General features: G+C 29.7%; 22 protein-coding genes. 11 read left to right on the forward strand and 11 right to left on the reverse strand.

The window, feature by feature from the left end:
- Positions 1-26: 26 nt before the first annotated feature.
- The 4 genes from ACI48Q_RS00870 to ACI48Q_RS00885 all read left to right on the forward strand — a co-directional run bounded on the left by ACI48Q_RS00870 (position 27) and on the right by ACI48Q_RS00885 (position 3,142).
- A complete protein-coding gene (locus tag ACI48Q_RS00870) occupies positions 27-668 on the forward strand; it encodes a manganese efflux pump MntP (RefSeq protein ID WP_474917155.1) in 642 nt (213 codons plus the stop codon).
- 121 nt (positions 669-789) lie between these two features.
- Positions 790-1,230 (forward strand): MarR family winged helix-turn-helix transcriptional regulator, encoded by a 441-nt coding sequence (locus ACI48Q_RS00875; RefSeq protein WP_474917156.1) that lies wholly within the window; start codon positions 790-792, stop codon positions 1,228-1,230.
- 22 nt (positions 1,231-1,252) lie between these two features.
- Positions 1,253-1,636 carry an HsmA family protein gene (locus ACI48Q_RS00880; protein ID WP_474917157.1) on the forward strand — a complete coding sequence of 128 codons (384 nt, stop codon included), beginning with the start codon at positions 1,253-1,255 and terminating at the stop codon, positions 1,634-1,636.
- 123 nt (positions 1,637-1,759) lie between these two features.
- Positions 1,760-3,142 carry an MATE family efflux transporter gene (locus tag ACI48Q_RS00885; RefSeq protein WP_474917158.1) on the forward strand — a complete coding sequence of 461 codons (1,383 nt, stop codon included), beginning with the start codon at positions 1,760-1,762 and terminating at the stop codon, positions 3,140-3,142.
- Between the two features lie 124 nt (positions 3,143-3,266).
- Here the strand turns inward: ACI48Q_RS00885 and ACI48Q_RS00890 are convergent, their stop codons facing one another.
- The 4 genes from ACI48Q_RS00890 to ACI48Q_RS00905 form a co-directional block, all read right to left on the reverse strand.
- Complete coding sequence (locus tag ACI48Q_RS00890; protein ID WP_474917159.1) at positions 3,267-3,854, reverse strand: tetratricopeptide repeat protein; 588 nt, start codon at positions 3,852-3,854, stop codon at positions 3,267-3,269.
- Between the two features lie 25 nt (positions 3,855-3,879).
- Positions 3,880-5,721 (reverse strand): HAMP domain-containing sensor histidine kinase, encoded by a 1,842-nt coding sequence (locus tag ACI48Q_RS00895; RefSeq protein WP_474917160.1) that lies wholly within the window; start codon positions 5,719-5,721, stop codon positions 3,880-3,882.
- Between the two features lie 533 nt (positions 5,722-6,254).
- Positions 6,255-6,716: a transcription elongation factor GreA gene (gene greA / locus ACI48Q_RS00900; RefSeq protein ID WP_474917161.1), complete on the reverse strand. Its 462-nt coding sequence runs from the start codon at positions 6,714-6,716 to the stop codon at positions 6,255-6,257.
- 268 nt (positions 6,717-6,984) lie between these two features.
- On the reverse strand, positions 6,985-8,097 hold the full coding sequence (locus ACI48Q_RS00905; RefSeq protein ID WP_474917162.1) for a DUF3298 and DUF4163 domain-containing protein: 1,113 nt from the start codon (positions 8,095-8,097) through the stop codon (positions 6,985-6,987).
- 417 nt (positions 8,098-8,514) lie between these two features.
- Between ACI48Q_RS00905 and ACI48Q_RS00910 the strand changes: the two genes are divergently transcribed.
- On the forward strand, positions 8,515-8,643 hold the full coding sequence (locus tag ACI48Q_RS00910) for a hypothetical protein (RefSeq protein WP_474917163.1): 129 nt from the start codon (positions 8,515-8,517) through the stop codon (positions 8,641-8,643).
- Positions 8,644-8,827: 184 nt separating this feature from the next.
- Entirely contained in the window at positions 8,828-9,502 is a 675-nt protein-coding gene (locus tag ACI48Q_RS00915; protein ID WP_474917164.1) for a uracil-DNA glycosylase, read from the forward strand.
- Positions 9,503-9,637: 135 nt separating this feature from the next.
- On the opposite strand, the gene proS is transcribed toward ACI48Q_RS00915, so the two are convergent.
- The 7 genes from proS to ACI48Q_RS00950 all read right to left on the reverse strand — a co-directional run bounded on the left by proS (position 9,638) and on the right by ACI48Q_RS00950 (position 16,996).
- Entirely contained in the window at positions 9,638-11,074 is a 1,437-nt protein-coding gene (proS, locus tag ACI48Q_RS00920) for a proline--tRNA ligase (protein WP_474917165.1), read from the reverse strand.
- Between the two features lie 109 nt (positions 11,075-11,183).
- Positions 11,184-12,173, reverse strand: coding sequence for an acyltransferase family protein (locus ACI48Q_RS00925; RefSeq protein ID WP_474917166.1), 990 nt, complete (start codon positions 12,171-12,173; stop codon positions 11,184-11,186).
- A 23-nt stretch (positions 12,174-12,196) separates the two neighbouring features.
- Positions 12,197-12,838, reverse strand: coding sequence for an SGNH/GDSL hydrolase family protein (locus tag ACI48Q_RS00930; RefSeq protein ID WP_474917167.1), 642 nt, complete (start codon positions 12,836-12,838; stop codon positions 12,197-12,199).
- Between the two features lie 300 nt (positions 12,839-13,138).
- Positions 13,139-13,279 carry a hypothetical protein gene (locus ACI48Q_RS00935; RefSeq protein WP_474917168.1) on the reverse strand — a complete coding sequence of 47 codons (141 nt, stop codon included), beginning with the start codon at positions 13,277-13,279 and terminating at the stop codon, positions 13,139-13,141.
- A gap of 120 nt (positions 13,280-13,399) precedes the next feature.
- On the reverse strand, positions 13,400-13,792 hold the full coding sequence (locus tag ACI48Q_RS00940; RefSeq protein WP_474917169.1) for a DUF2500 domain-containing protein: 393 nt from the start codon (positions 13,790-13,792) through the stop codon (positions 13,400-13,402).
- 204 nt (positions 13,793-13,996) lie between these two features.
- Positions 13,997-15,640, reverse strand: coding sequence for an SGNH/GDSL hydrolase family protein (locus tag ACI48Q_RS00945; protein WP_474917170.1), 1,644 nt, complete (start codon positions 15,638-15,640; stop codon positions 13,997-13,999).
- Between the two features lie 15 nt (positions 15,641-15,655).
- Positions 15,656-16,996 carry a hypothetical protein gene (locus tag ACI48Q_RS00950; protein WP_474917171.1) on the reverse strand — a complete coding sequence of 447 codons (1,341 nt, stop codon included), beginning with the start codon at positions 16,994-16,996 and terminating at the stop codon, positions 15,656-15,658.
- Between the two features lie 318 nt (positions 16,997-17,314).
- Here ACI48Q_RS00950 and ACI48Q_RS00955 point away from each other — a divergent pair, with 318 nt between their 5' ends.
- From ACI48Q_RS00955 to ACI48Q_RS00975, 5 genes are all read left to right on the forward strand, one after another.
- The gene (locus ACI48Q_RS00955; RefSeq protein WP_474917172.1) at positions 17,315-17,506 is read left to right on the forward strand and encodes a ferredoxin; all 192 of its coding nucleotides are present in this window, start codon (positions 17,315-17,317) and stop codon (positions 17,504-17,506) included.
- Between the two features lie 98 nt (positions 17,507-17,604).
- Positions 17,605-17,766 carry a DUF1540 domain-containing protein gene (locus tag ACI48Q_RS00960; protein WP_474917173.1) on the forward strand — a complete coding sequence of 54 codons (162 nt, stop codon included), beginning with the start codon at positions 17,605-17,607 and terminating at the stop codon, positions 17,764-17,766.
- 234 nt (positions 17,767-18,000) lie between these two features.
- Positions 18,001-20,082 carry an SPFH domain-containing protein gene (locus ACI48Q_RS00965; protein WP_474917174.1) on the forward strand — a complete coding sequence of 694 codons (2,082 nt, stop codon included), beginning with the start codon at positions 18,001-18,003 and terminating at the stop codon, positions 20,080-20,082.
- A 134-nt stretch (positions 20,083-20,216) separates the two neighbouring features.
- The gene (locus ACI48Q_RS00970) at positions 20,217-21,983 is read left to right on the forward strand and encodes a sigma-54 interaction domain-containing protein (protein ID WP_474917175.1); all 1,767 of its coding nucleotides are present in this window, start codon (positions 20,217-20,219) and stop codon (positions 21,981-21,983) included.
- Between the two features lie 202 nt (positions 21,984-22,185).
- Entirely contained in the window at positions 22,186-23,496 is a 1,311-nt protein-coding gene (locus tag ACI48Q_RS00975) for an L-cysteine desulfidase family protein (RefSeq protein ID WP_474917176.1), read from the forward strand.
- The last annotated feature ends 115 nt before the right edge of the window (positions 23,497-23,611 follow it).

Consider the following 23,611-nt stretch of genomic DNA (forward strand, 5'->3'; position numbering starts at 1 on the left):
ATCATTGAGATGGAGGAGGAATAAAAATGACATTATTATCATTATTACTAGTAGCCTTTGGTTTATCTATGGATGCTTTCGCAGTATCTGTTACCAATGGTATATCAATGAAGGAATTTAATTTAAAGAATGCTCTTAAAATTGCACTATTTATGGGAGGATTTCAGGGAATAATGCCGATTATAGGTTGGGTAGCGGGTATAGGTTTTAAAGACTATATAACTAAATATGATCATTGGATTGCATTGATACTTTTAAGTATAATTGGTGTAAAGATGATCTATGAATCTATAAAAGAAAAAAATGAACTAGAAAATTCATCGGAGTCAGAAGAAAAAAATGAATTATTTATTGCTTGTGGTTGTGAGGAAGGAGAAACTGATTGCAGTGAGGAGAAACAATGCTTAAGTACTAAAGTACTACTTTTACTTGCCATTGCTACAAGCATTGATGCATTAGCGGTAGGTATAAGCTTTGCTTTTCTCCAAATCAATATTTTAACCGCAGCATTAACAATAGGAATAATAACCTTTGTGCTATCTTTTATTGGTGTGAAGTTAGGTAAGAAGTGTGGTAATATGTTACAAAGTAAAGCTGAAATTGCTGGAGGAATTATACTTATATTAATAGGCATTAAAATATTTTTAGAACATACAGGGATTTTATAAAACAGCTTAGGCTGTTTTTTTCTTTACTAGCGTTGACTAAAACAAGAAATAATAATAAAATATATTTAGTATACTAAATATTAGCATGCTAAATATATTTTATTAGAGGGGGTGAAGTTATATGAAATATTCTTTAGAATTTGAGATCGCTTTAATTATAAAAGATATTAATTCAAAGATAAATCAACGCATAACAGATGAATTGAAGGCTACAGGACTTACGGCGCCACAAATAACAGCGATAAAATTAATAGCACATAATAAAAAGATGATGGTATCGCAGCTCAGTGAGGAAATGAGTTTAACTAATGCAACAGTATCTGGTATTTTAGATAGATTAGAAAAACTAGATATAATTGAACGTGTAAGAAGTGATAAGGATAAAAGGGTTGTGTATGTAAGATTTTCTAAAGAAGGTTCAAAGACAGCAGAAAATATAAAAGATGTTATGAGCAGTAGCTTCAAGCATATTTTTAATAATGTAAGCAAAAATGATTTAGAAGAAATAAGAAACAAATTAAAAGACTTATCAAAACTTGTAGAAGAAGGATTGGAGAAATAATTAAATAAAAGGAGGATTTACAATGAATATATTATTAATAAACGCTATTTTGTTTATAAGCTTAGCACTTATATTTTATACTATAGGAGTATGGGCAGAGAAAAAACAGGGAGTTTTAAAAATATGGCATCTAGTAGTATTTTGGTTAGGATTTATTTGTGATACCACAGGAACTACTATTATGAGCAAAATTGCAGGTACTGGATTCACTATGAATTTACACGGTATTACAGGATTATTAGCAATACTTTTAATGCTTTTCCATGCAATATGGGCAACTATGGTTTTAGTAAAGAATAAAGAAGAGTCTAAGAAGAATTTTCATAAATTTAGTATATTAGTATGGTTAATATGGCTAATACCATATTTTTCAGGAATGATAGTAGGCATGAGATTAGGGATGTAAATTAGTTAATTTTTAAGACAGAGTAAATTATTAACTAAATTCACTCTGTTTTTTATTTTAGGTTATAATGATATAATTTTATAGATAACATTTTAAACTAAGTTATAAGAGGGAGGTGTAAGAATGAAGGCAAGAATAGATTTAACAGAAGGTTCAATAAGTGATAAGCTAGTTAAATTAGCTATTCCAATAATGGCAACTTCATTTATTCAGATGGCATATAATTTAACTGATATGCTGTTGATAGGAAGAGTTGGAACTAATGCAGTTGCAGCAATCGGAACAGCAGGTTCATTTATCAATTTATCTATGTCTTTTGCAATGATATCTAAGATTGGAGCTGAGGTTAGGGTAGCTCAAAATTTAGGTAAAAAAGATGAAGATGGAGCAAGGAAATACATAGTAAGTGCATTACAAATAAATTTAATGTTGTCTATACTATATGGATTAATTGTATTTTTACTATCTAAACAATTAATAGGATTTTTTAAACTAAATGATGCAACAATTATACATATGTCTGAAACATATCTAAGGGTCATGGCAATTTCCATGCCTATAAGTTGTGTCATACCAGTTTTTACAGCCATATTTAATGGATCAGGAAATAGTAGAACACCATTTATTATAAATACTATAGGATTAGCTACTAATATAATACTTGATTTAGTACTTATTAACGGCTTTGGTCCAATTCCTAAATTAGGAGTTTTAGGAGCGGCTTTAGGAACTATGCTAGCCCAGGCTGTAGTAGTTGGATTTTTTGTAACTATAATATTAAAAAGTAGAGAAAAATATTTGAAATTTAGTATATTTACTAAGCCTAATATTGAATATATTAAAAATATATTCAAGCTAGGGCTTCCAGCAGGATGTCAGCATGGATTGTTTGCAGTATATTCTATACTTCTAAGTAGAATAATAGCATCCTTTGGGCCAACACCTATAGCAGTTCAAAAGGTAGGAATTCAAATAGAAGCTATATCTTGGATGACAGCAGGAGGGTTCTCTACGGCTCTAGGATCATTTGTGGGACAAAACTATGGAGCAAAGAAATTTGAGAGAATTAAAAAAGGATATAAGGCTACTATTACAATAGCTATAATAGTAGGAGCTTTAACTTCACTGTTATTGATATTTGGAGGGGAAGCTATATTCTCAGTATTCACGCCAGGAGATACAGGAGCTATTGCCTTAGGAAAAGATTATTTAATAATATTGGGATATTCACAATTATTTATGTGTATAGAAATAACTACGGCAGGGGTATTTAATGGGCTTGGGAGAACATATATACCAGCTACAGTTAGTGTGATTTTAACTGGTATGAGAGTGCCAGCAGCTATGTTATTATCTTCTTCTAATATGTTAGGTGTTGATGGCGTATGGTGGAGCATAAGCATGAGTAGTGTATTAAAGGGAATAGTTTTAGTAAGTATATTCTTTGTACTCGTTAAAAAAGGAATTTTATTTAAGAGGGATTTAGAACTGTGTGAATCAGTATAAATATTAGGCTGTATTTTAATATATTATTGATAATGAATTGCAATCTTTAGAAATAGCTTGGTAGTAATAATATGAAGTTTAAATCAATTCTATTTAAAACACAGCCTAATATTAAAATATAATGTTATTGTTCATAACCGAGTTCTTTAGCTATATTAAAAAATTTAGAAGCTTCTACCATATTACCTTTACTTTCATGAAACTTTCCTATTAAAAAATAAGTCCTACCATAGCTTGGATCAATAGAGAGGATTTTTTTTAGCAGGGAATAAGCTTCATCTAATTTTCCTGCATTTAGAAGAGCTTCACTTTCTTTAAGTTGAGTTTCTGTAGAATTTTCTGAGTTAAGAGAATCAAAAACTTCAGACAATACAGAATTAACCTTTTCTATAGTAAAAGGTTTTTGAAGATAGGCTATAGCTCCAAGCTTTGTACAATCAACAGCATTTTTCACAGTAGCAAAAGCTGTCATAATTATTACGGGTGTATTTATAGATGCATCTCTAATACCTTTTAACACTTTAGTTCCACTAATTTCTGGCATTTTTATATCTAGAAAAATTAAATCAAAGGATTCTGAAAGGACAATCTTTAAGGCATCTTCACCATTGCTTGCAGTTACCACATCAAAATTATTTAATTCTAAACAAGTAGTAAGTAAATTTCTTATATTTTTAGTATCATCTACTACAAGAGCTTTCTTCATAGTCATGTTTCCTCCTAATTTTTAATATTTATTACATGTTCTTTGATAAAGGAATAGTAAAGGTAAATGTGCTTCCAACATTTAAGGTGCTAGTACACCAAATTTCACCACCTAAAGCGCCTACAATTTCTTTTGCAATAGCAAGACCTAATCCTGTTCCTCTTATTTCTGAATCCTGGCCTTTTACTTGTATAAATTTATCGAAAATCTTTTCAGTGTATTCTTTAGGAATACCAATTCCAGTATCACTAACACTAATACATGCCATATCCTCCTGAATTAATGTTGATATTTTGATAAAATCACCACTGCGTGTAAATTTTAGAGCATTAGATATTAAATTATTAATAATCCAAGGAGTTTTTTCTATATCAATATTTACATAAGGTAAAGAAGTGTTTTCTATATAATTGATTATTACTCCATTATCTTTAGCTTGATCTACAAATAGGTTTATAGAGTTATTTATTAAATCATTTAATGGATATGGAGTTATATTGAATATAGCATTTTTAGATTCTACTTTAGATAGAGCTAGCAGGTTATTTACAAGAGTGTTTAGTTGTTCTCCATCTTCTTCTATGGTATTGATAATTTTTGCTTGTTTATGATTTAGAACACCTATTTTTTCGCTTTTCATAAGGCTAGTTCCCATAAGAATAGAGGTTAAAGGAGTTTTAAACTCATGAGATATAGTAGATATTAAATCTCCTTTCATATTTTCTAGCTGCTTTAAACTAGTTACATTTTGAAAAAGTACTATGATTCCATTAATATTAGTTTCAAAATCTTTAATTATAGAGACTATTATATTAAAATAATAGTCTTCACCTTTCAAATCTAAATAGAAAATTTTTTCTTTTGGGATGTCTGAAATTTCATGGGAAGCGTTATATATAAAATCAAAAATAGATCCATTTTTTATGTATTCTAGAAAATATTTTCCTAGTGCCTCAGGTTCCTTAATTTCAAATAAATCTTCACAAGCTTTATTTATTAAGATAATCTTATGGTCACTGTCTAATACAATTAAAGGGTCACTAATACTTTTGACGATGGCAACAGATTTATTTTTTTCGCTAAAAAGCTTTCCCATAGTGCTTGTTTCAAAATCTTTAAGTCTTGTAGTCATGCTATTAAATTCTCTTGTTAGATCTCCTATTTCATCTTGGGAGATGATAGGAGCTTGTTGAGAAAGACTTCCCTCTGTGACAGCTTTTATGTTTTCCATTAGTGAATAAATAGGTCTTAAGGTTTTGTTAGCGGAATATTTTGATACGATATATCCTCCAGCAACAGCTATTGATGAAAGGATAAAAATTATTATAGAATATCTTTTTGCATCAGTTGAAACATTATCTTCACTATCTAGCATAGCAACCTCATTTATATCCCATATTTTTTTTAGTTCTACAGATAAATCATTAAATATGGGTAGGATATCTGAATTAAAATAACTTGTTGCTTCATCCATACCACTGTTAGAAAAAGTATTTTGAAGTAGGGAAAATTTTACCAAAAGAGTTTTATGAGTTTTTTCTATATTGTCAACATGGCGAGCTTCAAAGTTTTCCGATACACTTTGTTTTTCAAGTTCAAGCCATTGATTAAATTCAAGTCCATATTTAAAGAAGTTATTTATACCTTCTTCTTTATCAGAATATAGGTAAAGAATGATTGAATTTTTCTGTCCATCTAAATTTTCTAACATGTTAGCAACGGCTTTTATACTATTGTAGTTATTATCCATAAATCCATCTATGGATTCGCTTACGGTGTATATACTTACTATAGAAGCTATTCCTATTATAGCTATAGTATATACTAATAGTTCATATATAATAGCAATCTTTGATTTGATTGTTTTGAACATGGTTATCACCTTAATTCTAAAATTTAACACTAGTATAAGAGTAAGTTGTAATAAAGTCAATTATTATATGAGTTAAAAATTATAGGAATATGAAACTTTTAATAATAAACCTATGGGAAACATAAAGAAAAAACGAAAAAATATAAGAATTATGGATGATATATATGTATATATGAATTTAAAACTACTGATAATATTTAAATGTGAATTATTAGAAGTTTGATATAATTCCATAATAATAATAAAATATTTAATATAGGAAAAATAAAGAATAATAAAGTAATATAATTTATAGAATAAAAATTTAATAAAATCTGTAAGGATTATAGTTAGCAATTTACAATAGAACTAAAAGATATAAAATCAATTAATTTACGTAAGCTCAATCCCGGGACCCCCAATATCCTAGGGAGCTTAAAATAAAAGAGCCTAGAGATGAAGCAGCAGTATCTCTAGGTTTTAATTTGTTTATTGAGGAAGTTTTAAATTTAATGGAATAGGTATATTTGTTATGTTTTAAGGATTTTATAGAGTTATAGTATTTTTTCTATTTTAACAGTATAGCTACCATCAGGAGAATCTATGGTTACTTCTTCTCCTAATTTTTGTTTATATATGGATTTGCCTAGTGGACATTCTATACTAATCTTATTTTCTATAGGGTCAGCGTCTATGGTTGTTACCATAGTAAAGGTAGCAATCTCATTTTCTTCAATAAACTGAAGGGTAACTTGTTTACCAATACCAACTTCATCATCTTTAATCACATCAGTTATCAGAACAGCAGTCCTAATCATTCGATCAAGATAACCCATTCTCCTGTTATTATCGGCTCTATCTTTTTTAGCCGCCTTATATTCGAAATTTTCACTCAGGTCACCGTGGGCTCTAGCTTCCTTTAAGTCCTCATTTATGTTCTTTCTAACCACGGTTTTTCTGTATTCTAATTCGTCTCTTAACTTATTTAAAGCTTCTTCAGTTAGGTAATTGTACATAGCTATCCTACTCCTTACATAAATTCTATATAGTTATTATAGATAATAACTTAAAGTTTTAAAATAGCTATTTGTATTATATTGAAAAATATAAATAATATAGGAGTTATATATATTATGATAATAGCATTGAAAAAATAGAAAGTGAACTAAGGTGCAGGTATCTTACTTATTCATGGTTGTAAAGTAGAAATTCTAAAATTGATGAACTTGTGAGAAACCTGCATATTTATGTGAAATTTATTACATTATTAGTTATATATATTTATTAATCAGTTATAAATTTCGCCAATGGGCTCAAAGGATATATTAAACCCTTTAATTCATTATATGGGATAAGAATTCTAAATAATCCATAAGAGTAAGGTGTATACTCATAAATTTGATAATATAGAACTAATCCTTGAGGAGTTAAATAGAATCTTTGGTTTTCTGTTATTCCTTTATATTCATTAGTGAAAGGGACTTTGTTTTCTTTAGCTTTCTGTATGGCTATATTGCTTAGAATTTCATTATAATTTACTTTAGGATTGAATAATTCATCAAAGTCATAAGGATCACCAGCATCCGTATTAAAGGTTATGGAGTCAAATACAGTATTTCCATGAGCTCCACCAGTATAAGTATAAAGTGAAAATACTATGCTCAGTAAACCTTTTTCATCAAGAGGAATTTGATAGGAACCTATTATCTCTTTAAAATCTATCTTTTCAGGTAGCATAACGTGGGTTAAAAAAAGGGAATTCAGAGTTCCTATGATATCTTCATTCATAGTGCTTTGAACTATTTCATTAGATAAACCTTCAATAAATGGATAATCAATTTTAAAAGTATTTGGAGCTAGTCGCTGATTTTTTATATTATCAGAGAGAGAAGCTGCGGCTCTACTATAGTCTCTACCAAAGCATTCGAAAAATGCAATTCTACGTAAAGCTACTGCGAAATATACCCAAGTGAAACCATTCCATCTAAATCCAGCAGCTGATCTTCTATCTACGTTAATAAGCCAAGCCCAGAAAGAACGACCATTATCAAGCCATATATATACAAACCTAAATAAACACGGTCTTATTGAGCCAGGTGAAACCAGGGGCGAAGGACCACCAAAAGCTTTTTTAGGTGTTATATTTGGTGGAGGACCAGGAGGACGACCAGGACCACCAGGTCCAGGACCGCCAGGCCCTCCAGGACCACCTGGCCCGCCGGGACCTCCAGGGGCTCCAGGTCCGCCAGGGGGCCCGCCGAATGGTGGTGGAAAATTGCCAAATGGTGGTGAAATGAATCTTTCATTGCTAGGTTCATTATGACTTTTAAAGGATTCAAATAAGAAGTCCTCATTAGTTTCTGCTAGTTCATTATAATTAGGGTTACGTATGAACATTACATAGCGCTCCTTAATATTATTACAATATTATAGTATACAGCTAAAGCTATAAGGTGAATTATTTACTCATATGTTTTTAAAATATAAAAAAAAACTGCGAACGGGTGATTCGCAGTTTAAGAATAGTATTAAAATTTTGTAATGTTTAGGGTTTAAGCAATAAAACTGGCTTTTAAAACATAGAGGAAATTGTATAGCATAAAACACATTCAAGATGTATAAATGCTACACCTATAGAAATAAAAACCATATTTTAAAAATATTATACAGTATATTAAAATGATTGTAAAGATATGTTTTCTAAATATGATGTATAATTAAAAGTAAAATGCATATAATAATGTCATACCAATAAAATCATTATTTGTTTTGTTTTAAGTTTTATTTAATAGTAGAACAGAGGAGAAATAGCTTATGAAAAATGAAAATAAATCACGACACATAGCTACAAGTCCAAAAGCAAAACAGGAAATAAGAAAATTTAAAGAAGAATTTTCTGAGGATTTACCATGGAATGAAGATAAGAGGAAGTTCCAAAAGTAATCCTACTATAATAATGATTTTATTGTTAGATATAGTTTGTGGGTCATACCTATTTCTAGGTATGACCTTTAACTTTATAACTAATAGAATATTGAGTATAATTATAGTAAATAATAATTTAAAATTAATATAACATCTGCAACGAAATATAATAATTAGATGTTAAGATAGAAAGGATAATAAAATGGTTAAATTAAATAATTCTTGGGATGAATTTTTAAAGGAAGAATTTGAAAAGGACTATTATCTTCAATTAAGACAGTTTTTGATAAATGAGTATAGTAGTAAAATAATATATCCTAATATGAATAATATTTTTGAGGCACTAAAGCTGACACCATATGAAGAGGTAAAGGTTGTAATACTAGGTCAAGATCCGTATCATGGTCCAAATCAAGCCCATGGACTAGCATTTTCAGTACAACCTACTGTAAAGACTCCTCCATCACTTTTAAATATGTATAAAGAATTAAAAGATGATTTAGATTGCTTTATTCCTAATAATGGATATTTAGTTCCATGGTCAAATAAAGGGGTTCTTCTTCTTAATACTGTTTTAACAGTTAGACAGGGAGAGGCGAATTCACATAAAAATAAAGGATGGGAAATATTTACCGATAAAGTAATAGAATTGTTAAATGAAAGAAAAGACCCTGTTATATTTTTATTATGGGGAAACAATGCTAAAGATAAAACCAGGTTAATAACAAATAAACATCACTACATACTAAATACAGTACATCCGAGTCCGCTATCAGCAAGTAGAGGATTTTTTGGATGTAAGCACTTTTCTAAAACAAACGAAATATTAAAATCCTTAGGCAAAAGTGAAATTGATTGGCAAATATCAAATATTTAAAATACAAGCAAAAACAAAAGAAGTTCACTCGATTATTAATAAAGTGAACTTCTTTTGTAAGTAAATTAGAATTTACATGTTAAATCATCTGAAAAAATAGATAAGTAAACTGACTAGTTATTTTTTTGAAGATGTCTAATATGCTTTTCCCCAGTAAACTAATGATTTTGCTTCTTTTCCACAACATATACAGGTTGAAGATAGATTTTCTTGTTCAAAAGGCATGCATCTAGAGCTAACTCCAGCTATTTCTTTTAGCTTCTCTTCACAAGCTCTATCTTCACACCACATAGCTTTAATAAATCCAGGTTTATTATTAGCTATATCCATGAAGTTCTCTAAAGTTACTGCTGAGTAAGTCATTTCATTAGTATGATTTCTAGCTTTTTCTAAAAGTCCTATTTGAATTGACTTAAGAGTTTCAGCAATTTTGCTTTCTAATTCATCAAGGGAAATTATAATTTTTTCTCTACTATCTCTTCTAACTAAAACTGCTTGGTTATTTTCAATGTCTTTTGGTCCAATTTCAACTCTTAGTGGAATACCCTTCATTTCATATTCACTAAATTTCCAGCCAGGCATTTTATCGCTGATATCTATTTTAACTCTAGCAACTTTTGATACTCTATCTCTAAGTTCTGTAGCCTTTTCAATAACTCCCTCTTTGTGCTGAGCTATTGGAATTATAACAACTTGAGTTGGTGCTATTTTTGGAGGAAGTACAAGACCACTATCATCTCCATGAACCATTATTAGAGCTCCAATTAAACGAGTTGTAACTCCCCAAGAAGTTTCGTGAACATATTGAAGCTGGCCATTTTTATCTGTGTATCTTATATTAAAGGCTTTAGCAAACCCATCTCCAAAGTTATGAGAAGTTCCATTTTGTAATGCCTTACCATCATGCATTAAGCTTTCTATAGTATAGGTAGCTTTAGCACCAGCAAATTTCTCTTTATCAGTTTTTCTTCCCTTGATAACAGGAATAGCTAAGGTATTCTCGCAGAAATCTGCATATAGATTTAATATATCAATAGTCTCTTTTTCAGATTCTTCAGGAGTAGCATGAACAGTGTGACCCTCTTGCCACAAAAATTCTGTGGTTCTTAGGAAAGGTCTTGTTGTTTTTTCCCATCTTACAACAGAACACCATTGGTTATAAAGCTTTGGTAAGTCATTATATGATTGAACTATCTTAGCATAATGGTCACAGAATAAGGTTTCAGAAGTGGGTCTAACACATAATCTTTCAGCTAGCTCTTCAGAACCACCATGAGTAACCCAAGCAACCTCAGGAGCGAATCCTTCAACATGATCTTTTTCTCTTTGAAGTAGACTTTCAGGTATAAACATAGGCATATAAACATTTTCATGTCCAGTAGCCTTTAATCTTTCGTCAAGGGTTTTTTGGATATTTTCCCAAATTGCATAGCCATATGGTCTGATTATCATACATCCTTTAACACTTGAATAATCTACAAGTTCAGCTTTTTTTACTATATCTGTATACCATTTAGCAAAATCTTCATCCATAGATGTTATTGCTTCAACAAATTTTTTTCCTTTAGCCATAATACAATCCCTCTTTTTCTAAAAATTAATTTTAAATAATTATTTCATTTATATACTGTCATAAAGTTAAAGTGCTGTCAAACTCTAAATAAATTATTCCGTAATTTATTTAAAGTTCATCTTTAGTTATAAATTTTACTGATTCTCCTAATCCTTTATCAAAATATTTTTTAAATATTTTAAGTGATAATATATAGGTTATGACCATAGAACAGATAATTGTATATACTAAATTCAGCCATACTGTTGATTTGAAAGGATTTAATATAAAGGATAGCGCAACTAGATAGGTGTGAAATATATATACTGGAAAGGTATGCTGTCCTATTTTGGAAAAGATATTTTTCTTTGATGTCATTAAATTTATTAAGAACACAATAAAAGCACAAGATAAGATATACAAGGAGAATCTATACAATACTCCAAAGGGTTTAGTAATATTAAAGCTATCATAAGCAGCATTTCCATATAGAAATTGAACAGGAAATAGATTTATATTAGCTAAGGAAATAGAAATTATTAGTAATAGGATAATTCCCATTATAGAAAAAAACTTAGATATTTTTCTTATTTTTCTTATATGATTTTCTGTAGTATAGTATCCTAGTAGAAAAAAAGGTAAAAATACTAAAGTTCGAGATATAGATAAATAGGCATTAAATTCCCTAAGTAGTCCTATTCCTAAGCCTATAAATATGCTAAGTATAATAACATGTTTAACTTTTATTAGATCTTTTAGAAATAGTCTCCAAAAAAACATGCTTAAAAGATACCAAAGAGCCCAACCAGGAGATAACACAGATATAGATAGGGACTTAGTTGCAATAGATGCTACTATATACCATAAAGTATTAAAAATCATATAGGGAACTAAAAAAGTTTTGAAGGCATAATTCCTGCATTTTTCAACATCCTTTGAAAAATATCCTGATATAAAAACGAAAAATGGCATATGAAATAGGTATATAAAAATATATATAGTTTTAAAAACAATACTATTATTTAAAAACAATTCTATAGAATGCCCTAATACCACTAGAAGTATTAGAAAGCCTTTTAAATTATCCAATAGATAGTTCCTATTATCCACTGTATGCATTTTATTCTCCTTAATTTTAGAATCTAATCTATATTAAATAAGTCCAACCACTTTCTTGCAATTAATTTATGTCCTTCTTCTGTTGGGTGTATGCCATCAGAGGTCCAATATAGTGGTCCTTTTCCGTCTTCTTTCATAGCTTGATGAAATATATCACTTAAGGGTAGGTATAGAGCATTAAAATCTTTTGACAAATTACGAATAACCTCTATTTTAGGACTCAAATCTTCATACCACAAACTTTTATCTTCTGTATCAGGGAGAACAAAAGGCTCTATTAAGACAAGCTTAGTATTTTTTAGATTACTTCGAGTTTCATCTAAAATAAATTTATATGTATTTCCAAAATCTTTTGCAGAAATTGGTCTATTATATTTGTACTTTCTTCGGGTGTCATTAATACCAATTAATATTGATACAAGAGTTGGGTCAACTTTTAAACAATCTCTATACCAACGTCTCTTAAGATTTATAACTCTGTTGCCCCAAACACCACGATTGTAGCAGGTAATATTATAATCAGGAAGGTCTTCTTGTAGCTTGTGATTTATTAATGAAGCATAACCGTGGCCTAAATCCCCCTTAATGAATTTGTTTCGACTACAATCAGTTATACTATCTCCTTGAAATAGAATAACCTCATTTTTTTCTAATGAAAAGCCCATTTTAAACCCCTCTTTCGGATGCCTAATATATAAAAATTAATTTATGTAATAGAGAATATTTATTATATTATATATAAGTTGTAATTAAGGGTCTACATTATACAAATAGGCTTAAATATAAAATTAGATTAATATAAAGTTCAATTTAAATAGCTTATAAAAGAAAAGCCTATTTGCATTATGTAGTTTCATTATTACAATCTATATATAATATTTTCTATATTAAGAAATATAATAAGGTATATGATAGGGATAACCACAATCATACACCTTGTAAACATATCAGGATAAAACCTAGAATTATTTTTTTGTATATTTAGGCTTAGGTTTATTTGCAGTATGAGTATTTCTTGTATGTATTACATCAGAATTTAGATCGAACTCTACAGTTTCCTCTGCCTGAATATGTTTATCTGGTCTATTTCTCTTTTCTTTAGCCAAGAAAATCTCCTCCTTATTTGATGTTAATTTTATTATTTTCCAATATAGGAGAAGATATTCATAATTTAGAGAAGAGTAATAAGAGGTTGCTATTCACTAAATAAAGTACAAGCAATTTATTTAGAATTCCGTAGTTACTTGTCTTTTAAACCCTAAATATCTAGTTCCTTGAAAGGATAAAATACCTTTATCTCCTTGAGTAATGAGTCCATACTCGCCTCCATCCACAGAAAGTTCTAAACGATCTCCACTATCAAATTGGAAAGTAATATAGTAAGTGGTAGAGGAAGTATGTGAAGCCATATTGTTATCATTATTATGATGGTGGTGATGAGATACATCCATCCTTTTATCCATAACTAAAGCAGGAACGGAAAGTTTAGGTTGGTTATTATTATAGTTCCATTGCTTTGCACCTTTAACCAAATTAAGAATTATGGTACCTATAATAAGTGCGAATATAATGAAGAAGAATATAGGTACTATTGAAAATATAGAATCTCCTGGAAACATAAAATCCTCCTATAATTTAAATAATATAACTCTATTATACTTCATCAAAAGTAAAATTTATACAATTTGTTTTAGGATAAGACTTTGTTTTAATATATTATTGATAATAATATGCAACTCTAAATTCAGCAATATGTTAAAATTAAGTCAAAGATAAAAACTTATAATTATAGCCATAGACAGACGGTGTCTATGGCTAATATTTTAGTCAGTATAAGAATTCTTTAATTCTTTAATTATACTATTGAAGGCAGGTAGATAAACTATATTGTGACCTAATTCATTAGGATGATTTATACCATTACCACTTATATTAGGATCATTATAGGGACCTAATAATTCAGTTTCTGAATATAGTGGAGATTCAGTATAAGGAACTTGATTTTTTATAGTTAGGTTACTTATGGTAGAAGCTGTTTTACCAGTATCTTTTGTAGATAGCTTACCACCCATTATTCCCTGATATACTTTATAATCAATTACAGATTTATCATTAATAGAAACCTTATGATTAATACCATTTGCTTCAATTTTAACTTTATATGATTTATTTAAGGCAAAGGAAGATATTTCAACTGTTTTATTAGGTTCAATTTCTACAATTTCTTTCTCTTTGATAACTACAACAGTATTACCATCTTTGTCAACTTCATAAGAAATTTTTTCATCTGGTTCAACTACCTTAGTGGTCGTAGGTGTATCATTAAAATATAAGGAAGCAGAACCAGTACCATCTTTATTAGCTTGAAGTCTTAAAATAACACTTCCTAAATCGCTACTTCTGTATATTATGTCTCTTCCACCTTCAATACCATGAGCTTTTAGATTTACATCAAACTCTATAGTACCATTAGTGAAATTATTTACATTAGATAAATCACTTTCTTTAACTTCATATGTAGACACTATGTCTTTACCATCTCTTAGAATTTGAAATAATCTATTAGCATCTGCACAGATATAGTTTTTTTCTTTTGCATATTCTCTAGTTACAGAAGCTATATTATTGGTTACATCTTGTCTTTGGTCATATATTGAAGAGTTCTTAGTAGGCAATATAGTTGGAACAAGAACTATGTCTGGAACTTTAGACCAAGTCTCTGCATAACTACAGAAGTTATTCAAAGCATCCCAGAAATCCCAATCACTATCTGACCTGTTATGAGAATCATTCATGCCAACAGCAACTACAAGTAGGTCAGGAGAAAGGTCTTTAGCATGATCTCTCCAAGCTTTACCTGGCACAGACCAATCACGATGGAAATCAAGCAAAAAATTAGTTTCTTCCTCAACTGCTAAATAATTTTTATTTGATAGTTGAATAATTCCACGAGCACCTAAAGAGTAATTTTCAACTTCAATATCTACTTCAGGTAATGTTTCTTTTAAAGAAGTACGAAATTTTGATATGTAATTATCAGAAGAAGAATATAAATCAGCACCTTCTGATATACTATCACCTACAAAGGCTACTTTTAGAGAGCCATTAGAAATTGCTTTCTTTGATTGATTTAAAGAGCCTTGAGGTATGTTATTCATACTAGATATAGCTTTAGCATAAAGCTCACTAGAATTGCTTATATCAATATATGAAGGTAATGGAATTGGAGTAGTATCTGGATTATTAGAATCTGGATCAGTGGTATTACTAGAATCCGGATCAGTGGTATTATTGCTATTGTCATCACCATCATTAGTAGTAGTTTGCTTGTCAGTATTAATTGTTCCTATTTCAGTGTTTGGTTCATTAGCTTGTACTATAATAGTAGCTGCATTTGTTATGATTATTGTACAAACTAAAACCTGTGGTATTAATAATTTTAAACTTTTTATAATTTTCTTCTTCAAAGTATCACCCGCTTACTAATATATTTTCTGTACTATCTTAGAGCTTTCAGATGATTTTATTGTGAATTCATCATCCTTTAAAGTAGAGCTTGTATTTGGAAGATATTCTGAAGCAATACTATCAGTGCTCTTTTTTAATTTTTTAGCTATATCTGCAGGAGTATCCTCAGCTACAACTAATACATCATGTTTAATATTTCTATCTTTATCTTTAGCAAGTATTTCATGAGTAATGTAACCTGTATGTGTGGCACCACTATCAATCTTTATAGTGCTTTCAGCTGAGTACGGGTTATTATCTAAAGATGAACTTTCTACACCTAAAGTTAGTGTGATAGGATTTTTAGATACATATTCTACTAGTGAAGTACTATTATTAACCACATATATTAAATAATTAGATTGGACTGGTAGAGACGTTTCAGTAGTTTTATTATAATATAGTGGTAATGTTATGGTGTCTTTAAATCCATCTCCAATTACAGTACTACTTAAGTAGGAAGATTTTAAATCACTTATGGTTACTTTATTATTGCAGTAATCTTTTATCCATTCAAAGGTAACATATAGAGTATATCCCTCAGGAATTGCAGCTGGTAACTTTAAGTCTAAGTCATCAGGAGTAACTTCAACAGAAGGCATATTTATTATTTTATCTAAAATACCTTTTTTGTCTAAAGGGATTAATCTATCCTCTAGAGATTTAACAAAACTAAGAATATCTTCGCTAGAAAACTCATCGGGAATAGCTTTAATTTCTTCGATAGCAGATTTAGCAGCGTTAAAAGATGCCTCAACTCGAATCTCCTCAGCAAATAATACTAGTTGTTCAGCCTCAGTTAAAATAGCTCCTTGAAGTTCATCTAAAGCTGTACTATAGGGAGCCTTATAAATTGAGTCTAAATCATCTATTAATATTCGACCCCATATAACTTCAGATTGTTTAGGATTTTCCTTATTGCTTTCGATAACAGCTACCGTTCTTTCAAATATAGGATGTTGAAAGTTATCCAATATAGATGAAAAAGTTTGCTTGTAATTTAAAAAGCTTTTAGGAAGCTCATCAATTAGTTTGCGAGAATCGTATATAGCTGTTTGTAAATCAGCTTTTACGGCATTAACGGTATTCTTAGTTGTGCTTGGCCCAAAATCTAATGAATCTTCACATTTAAAATAATAGGGTTTAACACCATTTTTAGTTGCTATAGAAACAACCTTTTTAACTGATTTAAAACTATCTTCAAATAGTTTATCTACATTAGGCTCTGCTGCATGGGCGATTCCATTGAAAATTGTAGAAGATAAAAATGCACTGGTAATTAACAGAGAACAACCCAATTTATACAATTTATTCATATAATCCACTCCTTTTGTCTACATTTGTATTTTAAAATTAATTTATACATAAGTCCATAGATAATTTATATTATTAACAATAATATAAATTATAGGAATCTAATATGTTGTTGACAATAAACTACATATAGCTGTGTTTATATATAGCCATAATTACATAAAAAAGCTCCTAAATGCACTGATCTATAGGCATAATATATTTTACCATAAAATTAGTTATAAGTTCTAGGATTTTACAAATTATAATTAGTATATATATGTTTTGCACTACTAATACTAATTATATTAATGCACAATTTATATTTAGGAGGTATTTTAATGAAAGGTTTTGTTGAAAAAGATATCTGTATTGGATGTACAAATTGTACTGGAGTATGTCCAGAAGTATTTTCTATGGATGATGATGGAAAAGCAGTAGCTATAGAAGAGGAAATACCAGAAGAACAAGAGGAAAGTGCAATAGATGCTAGAGATCAATGCCCAGTATCTGCTATCAATATCGAAGAATAATTTTATTATTTGATTTTATAAGAATAATTTATTTAAAAATGCACAAAATAGCTATGAAAGTAACAAAAATTAATTATAAATTTAGGAGGTTGAATTTTATGGATATTAATGAAAGTATAGCTTGTTCAGTACAACAATGTAAATATCATAATAAATCTAAGGATTACTGTACATTAGACCAAATACAAGTAAAAACTCATGAAATGAATCCAACAGTACCTGAATGTACTGACTGTGGTAGCTTTGAAAAAGAAAAATAATTGTATTAAAAAAATAGCCTTAGCAATATATTGCTAAGGCTATTTTTGTTTAGATTTCATTCTAATACAGTGTTAATAATGAACTAGCCATTATTAATTTTTATCATGGAGTTTTATATTTATATATTACAAAAATGAATACAAATCATACAATGCAAATATATTTAATATGTAATAGTAATTTAAAATAAATAGTGTTCTATAAAGGGATACTATTCTATGAGGGAGGGTATTATGGATCTATTAACATCTTCAGCCATATCTACGATTATTATTGTGGTGGCATCATTGGTTGGACTATGGTTATTTCTGTGGATTATAGGTTTTAGAATCATACCAAATGATAAGGTTGGAATAGTTGAAAAGTGGTGGTCTACCAAAGGATCATTAAAGGAACAAATTATTGCACTAAATGGAGAAGCAGGTTATCAACCTGATTTATTAAGAGGTGGTATCCATTTTAGAACACCCTTAGTTTTTAAAGTTCATATAATACCACTGGTTACTATACCACAAGGAAAAGTAGCCTATGTTTTTGCAAGAGATGGTAAATCCTTAGAGCCAACACAAACCTTAGGAGAGATAGTTTCTCAGTGTAATAACTTTCAAAATGTAAGAGCATTCTTAAGCAATGAAGGACAAAAAGGTCCTCAAAGAGGAATTATTCGTGAAGGTACTTACGCTTTTAATCTAGCTCAATTTGTTATTATTACTGAAAATCAAACTCATTGCTTAAAAATGGGTAGTAAATCAGAACAAGAGACATTGATGGAAATGTCTAGACTTATAAAAGCTAGAAATGGTTTTTCACCAGTGGTAATAGAAGGGAATAGTGATTTAGTAGGAATAGTTACAGTTCATGATGGACCTTCCTTAGGAAGAGAAAACATAATATGCCCAACAGTGGGAGATGAAGCAAGTGATCCAAATTATCATAATAATTTTCAAGATATAGATGCATTTTTAAGTGCGGGTGGGTACAGAGGAAGGCAATATCAAGTATTAGCAGATGGAACTTACTTTATAAATAGATTATTTGCAACTATAGAATATATACCCAAGATAGTAATTCCTGTAGGATTTGTTGGAGTTGTAGTATCTTATACAGGAACTAAGGGGGAAGACTTCTCGGGTACAGATTATAAGCATGGAGAGTTAGTTAAACGAGGATATAGGGGGGTTTGGAATGAACCTCTAATGCCAGGAAAATATGCTTTTAATACCTATGCAGGAAATATAATTCAAGTACCAACCACTAATGTAATACTAAAATGGATTTCTAATCAAATTGGAAATCATAAATATGATGAAAACTTAAAAGAGGTTAGTTTAATCACTAAGGATGCTTTTGAACCAAGCTTACCACTATCAGTAGTATTTCATATAGATTATAGAAAGGCACCTCTTGTTATTCAAAGATTTGGGAATATAAAGATGCTGGTAGATCAAACTTTAGACCCTATGATTTCGGCATATTTTAAGAATGTTGGACAAACTAAGACACTTATAGAGTTAATTCAACAAAGAAATGAAATACAAGCTCAAAGTTCACAGGAGATGAAAGAGAAATTTAATCATTACAATTTAGAGCTTGAAGAGGTGTTAATAGGAACTCCAGGTGGTTCTAAAGACGATACTGCAATAGAAACTATATTAACTCAATTGAGAAGTAGACAAATTGCTAAGGAACAATTGCAAACCTACGATACTCAACAAAGAGCTGCAGAAAAAGAGAAAGAACTTAGAGAGGCAGAGGCTATAGCAAAACAGCAAACTACCTTAACAGAATCTGATATCAATATTAAAATTCAAGAGAATCAAGGTAAGGCTGAACTTATGAAGGCTAAGCAAGATGCTGAAAAGATTCAAAACTTATCAGAGGCAGAAGCCTATAAGGTTAAAAAACAATCAGAGGCAGAAGCTTTTAAAATTAAGATTACAGCAGAGGCCGATGCGGATAAAGAAGCAAGAGTGGGAATCTCTAAGGCTATTGCTGCAAAAGAACAAGTCAATGCCTATGGAGGACCTCAATATAAGGTAATTAGCGATGTTATGAGTTCCTTTACCAATGCAATTAAGGAAGGTAAAATAGATATAGTTCCTAAAACTATTGTAAATGCAGGAAGTAATGGGGAAGGTGGAAGTAATGCCTTTGAATCATTAATTATGCTATTACTAAGTGAAAAGTTAACAGCTTTAAATAGTGATGATAAGTTGGAAACTTCTAAAGAAGTTTCTAGAATAAGAGATGAGATATTAGCACAAATTTCAAATAAAGAAATTAAAGAAGAAATAATTATAGAAGATCATGAGTAAATCCTTAGTATATTTATAGCTGTCATTGATAGTTTATAATTTATAATTTATTATATAGTCATACTACTAATAATTAGTAGTATGACTATATTTTATTTTATTAAATTTATAATGTTAATCTAAAGGAGATTTTTATGGATTTAAATAGTATAAAAAATTCTGTACAAGAGGTGGCAGAGGCCATAGCAGCGGTACTTCATGTAGATGTTACAATTATAGATAATGAATTTAAAAGAATTGCTTCCACAGGAAAATATAAAACACTTATAGGAAATAAAATTCCATCTAAATGCCTTTATGAATATGTAATTAAGGAGAAAATACCTCATTATGTAGAAAGGTACTCACAAAGTAATGGGAAAAATATTGCATGTGACCAATGTGAAGCAAAGGATACCTGTAAGGAATTTGCAACAATTGGGTATCCCATAATTAATCAAGATGAAGTAATTGGAATTATAGGTATAAATGTTTTTAATGAAAATATGTGTGCAAATATATGTAGTGAATTTAATTCTATGATAAATTTTTTGAATAGGTTAAGCTCGCTATTGATAGGTAATATACATTACTTAGAGAATATTGAAAAGCTTAAAATACAAAAGCAAGAAACTAATCATATTATGAATAGTTTAAATGAAGGGATATTATGTGTAGATAAACATGGTGATATAAAATATGTTAACGATAAAGGAAAAAAATTACTGGGGATAAAGGAAAATCAGGATAATATAAACATCAAAAGAATTATGAAGGATTTTGATATAAGCTTTTTAGAAAATACTTATAAAGACCTAGTAATGGAAGTTCATAACAATAAAAATAAAAGTTTATTAATTAAGATTAAGCCCATTATATTACAAGGAGAAACTGTTAGTAATATAATTCAGATTAATAAAAAGAGTGATGAAGTTAGAGCAGCCTATAAATTGTTTGCTAATACTAAGCAAGTTAAATTTGAAGATATAATAGGAAATAGTGCTGCTATAAATAAAGTGAAAAATATTGCTAAAAATATAGCTACTACAGATTCAACAGTTTTATTACAAGGTGAAAGTGGAACTGGTAAAGAGTTATTTGCAAGAGCTATACATCAAGAAAGTAATAGATTTAATGCACCTTTTGTAGCAGTAAATTGTGCTTCAATTCCAGATAACCTTCTTGAAAGTGAGTTTTTTGGATATGAGGGAGGAACTTTTACTGGGGCTAGAAAAGAGGGGCATATGGGCAAGTTTGAAGTTGCTAATGGAGGAACTTTATTCCTAGATGAGATTGGAGATTTACCATTGCATCTTCAACCTAAAATATTAAGAGTTCTTCAAGAACAAAGCTTTACAAAGATAGGAGGAAAGGAAGAGGTCTTTGTAAATGTAAGAATAGTTGCTGCTACTAATAAAAATTTAGAACAAATGGTGAAAAATGGCCAGTTCAGAGAAGATTTATACTATAGACTTAATGTAATTCCGATTTTTTTACCAAGTTTAAGGGAGAGAGAGGAAGATATATTTTTATTAAGTGAGTACCTCATAAAGAAATATTGCTGTAAATATAGATTTGAAGAGAAAAAGCTTTCAGAAGATGTAAAAAAAATATTTGAGTCGTACAAATGGCCAGGTAATATTAGAGAGTTGGAGAATATTATTGAATATCTAATTAATATATCTAGAGGCGATGTTATTAATGTAGAAAATCTGCCGGATGCTATAAAGCAGTATTCTAAGACAAGTGATAAAACTAGTATCAATTTGAAAGCACAGGTTGAAAGTTATGAGAGAAGTATATTAGAAAATATGATTTTTAAATATGGAAATGAGAAAGATAGTAAAAATGTAATTTCTAAAGAATTAGGTATTGATCTTTCGACATTATATAGAAAACTAAATAAATATAATTTGCAATAATGCCAAACTATTTGCATTATTGCAAAAACATTGTATAGGAGCTATATAACCATATAATGTAGATATAAAAGGGCGTTTTTGCAATATTGCGAAAACGCCCTTTTAAAAACAATGGAATTTGGTCAAAATGCTATTGGCACGATTATTGCTGGTTTATATTGTGTATAGTATGTTTACAATAATACTAGGGAGAGATGAATAAATGAATAATTTGTCAATAGAAAGCATTAAAGAAGAATTACTAGAGATTGTAAAAAGTGAAACAAAGCCAGCAGTAGGATGCACAGAACCAGTAGCAGTAGCATTAGCAGCAGCTACTGCAAAAAAATATTTTTCAGGCGATTTTGATAGTTTAGAAGTGAAAGTAAGTAAAAATATATTAAAAAATGGAAAGTCGGTAACGATTCCTAATACTAAAGAATGTGGAATAGACATAGCAGCAGCCCTTGGAGTAATATGTGGGGATAGTGATGCAGGATTATTAGTGTTTAGAAATGTTGATGAAGATAGTGTCATAAAAGCTAAAGAACTTATACAAAGTAATAAAGTAAATGTAATTCCTATTTATGAAGGTGAACCTGTATTTGTGGAGATAACTTTAAAGACTTTAAAGAAAAGCGTGATAGTAATTTTAAAAGGCTCTCACACTAACATAGAAAGCATAGTAGTAAATGGTAAGATAGTCGCAAAAAATAATCAACAGGTATCAACTACTTGTATTAATTCAGACTTCATAAAAGATTTAACAATAAGAGACTTAAGGAAAGTAGCGGAAAACATTAACATTGAGGAATTAGGATTCATATTAGAAGGAGTTAAGATGAATAAAGAAGCTGCTTTAGAAGGGTTAAAGAAGGATTCAGGGCTTAAATGGGGAGCATCCTTATTAAAATTACAAAAAGAAGGTAAAATAGCTAAAGATGCTTCAACTACAGCAAGAATACTTACGGCTGCTGGGTCAGATATAAGAATGAGTGGAGGAAAATGTCCTATAATGACCAGTGGAGGAAGTGGAAATCAGGGGTTAGGAGTAATACTTCCAATTGCAGTGGTGGCTGAAGAAAACAAAATTAGTGATGAGAAAATTATGAGAGCTGTATTTTTAGCTCATCTAATAAACATATTTGTAAAGAAATATACAGGAAAATTATCAGCTATGTGTGGATGTGCTATTGCTGCAGGAATAGCATCATCAGTGGGAATAACTTGGATGCTAGATGGAACAGAGGAACAGTTAGAAGGCGCCATACAAAATATGCTTGCAAATTTAACAGGAATGCTTTGTGATGGAGCTAAGGAAAGTTGCGCTATGAAATTGTCAACTTCATCAGCAGAGGCTGTATTAAGTGCTTATTTAGCACTAGATAATACAGTAGTTCCATTAAAAACTGGTATTATTGGAAATAATGTAGAAACGACGATAAAGAACCTTGAGAAGTTATGTAAAGATTCATTTATAAAAGTAGATAATGCAATGATTGATATAACTTGCAGTTATATGGATGGAATTTAAATTTTAACAATATTATGTAGAGGTGAGTTAATTACATTGATTTACTAAGAGTTTAGATAAGGGCTGTAGAGATTTATAATATCTACAGTCCTTATAATTTCTCAATTATAATAAC

The sequence above is a fragment of the Clostridium sp. LXY-7 genome, assembly GCF_056172015.1.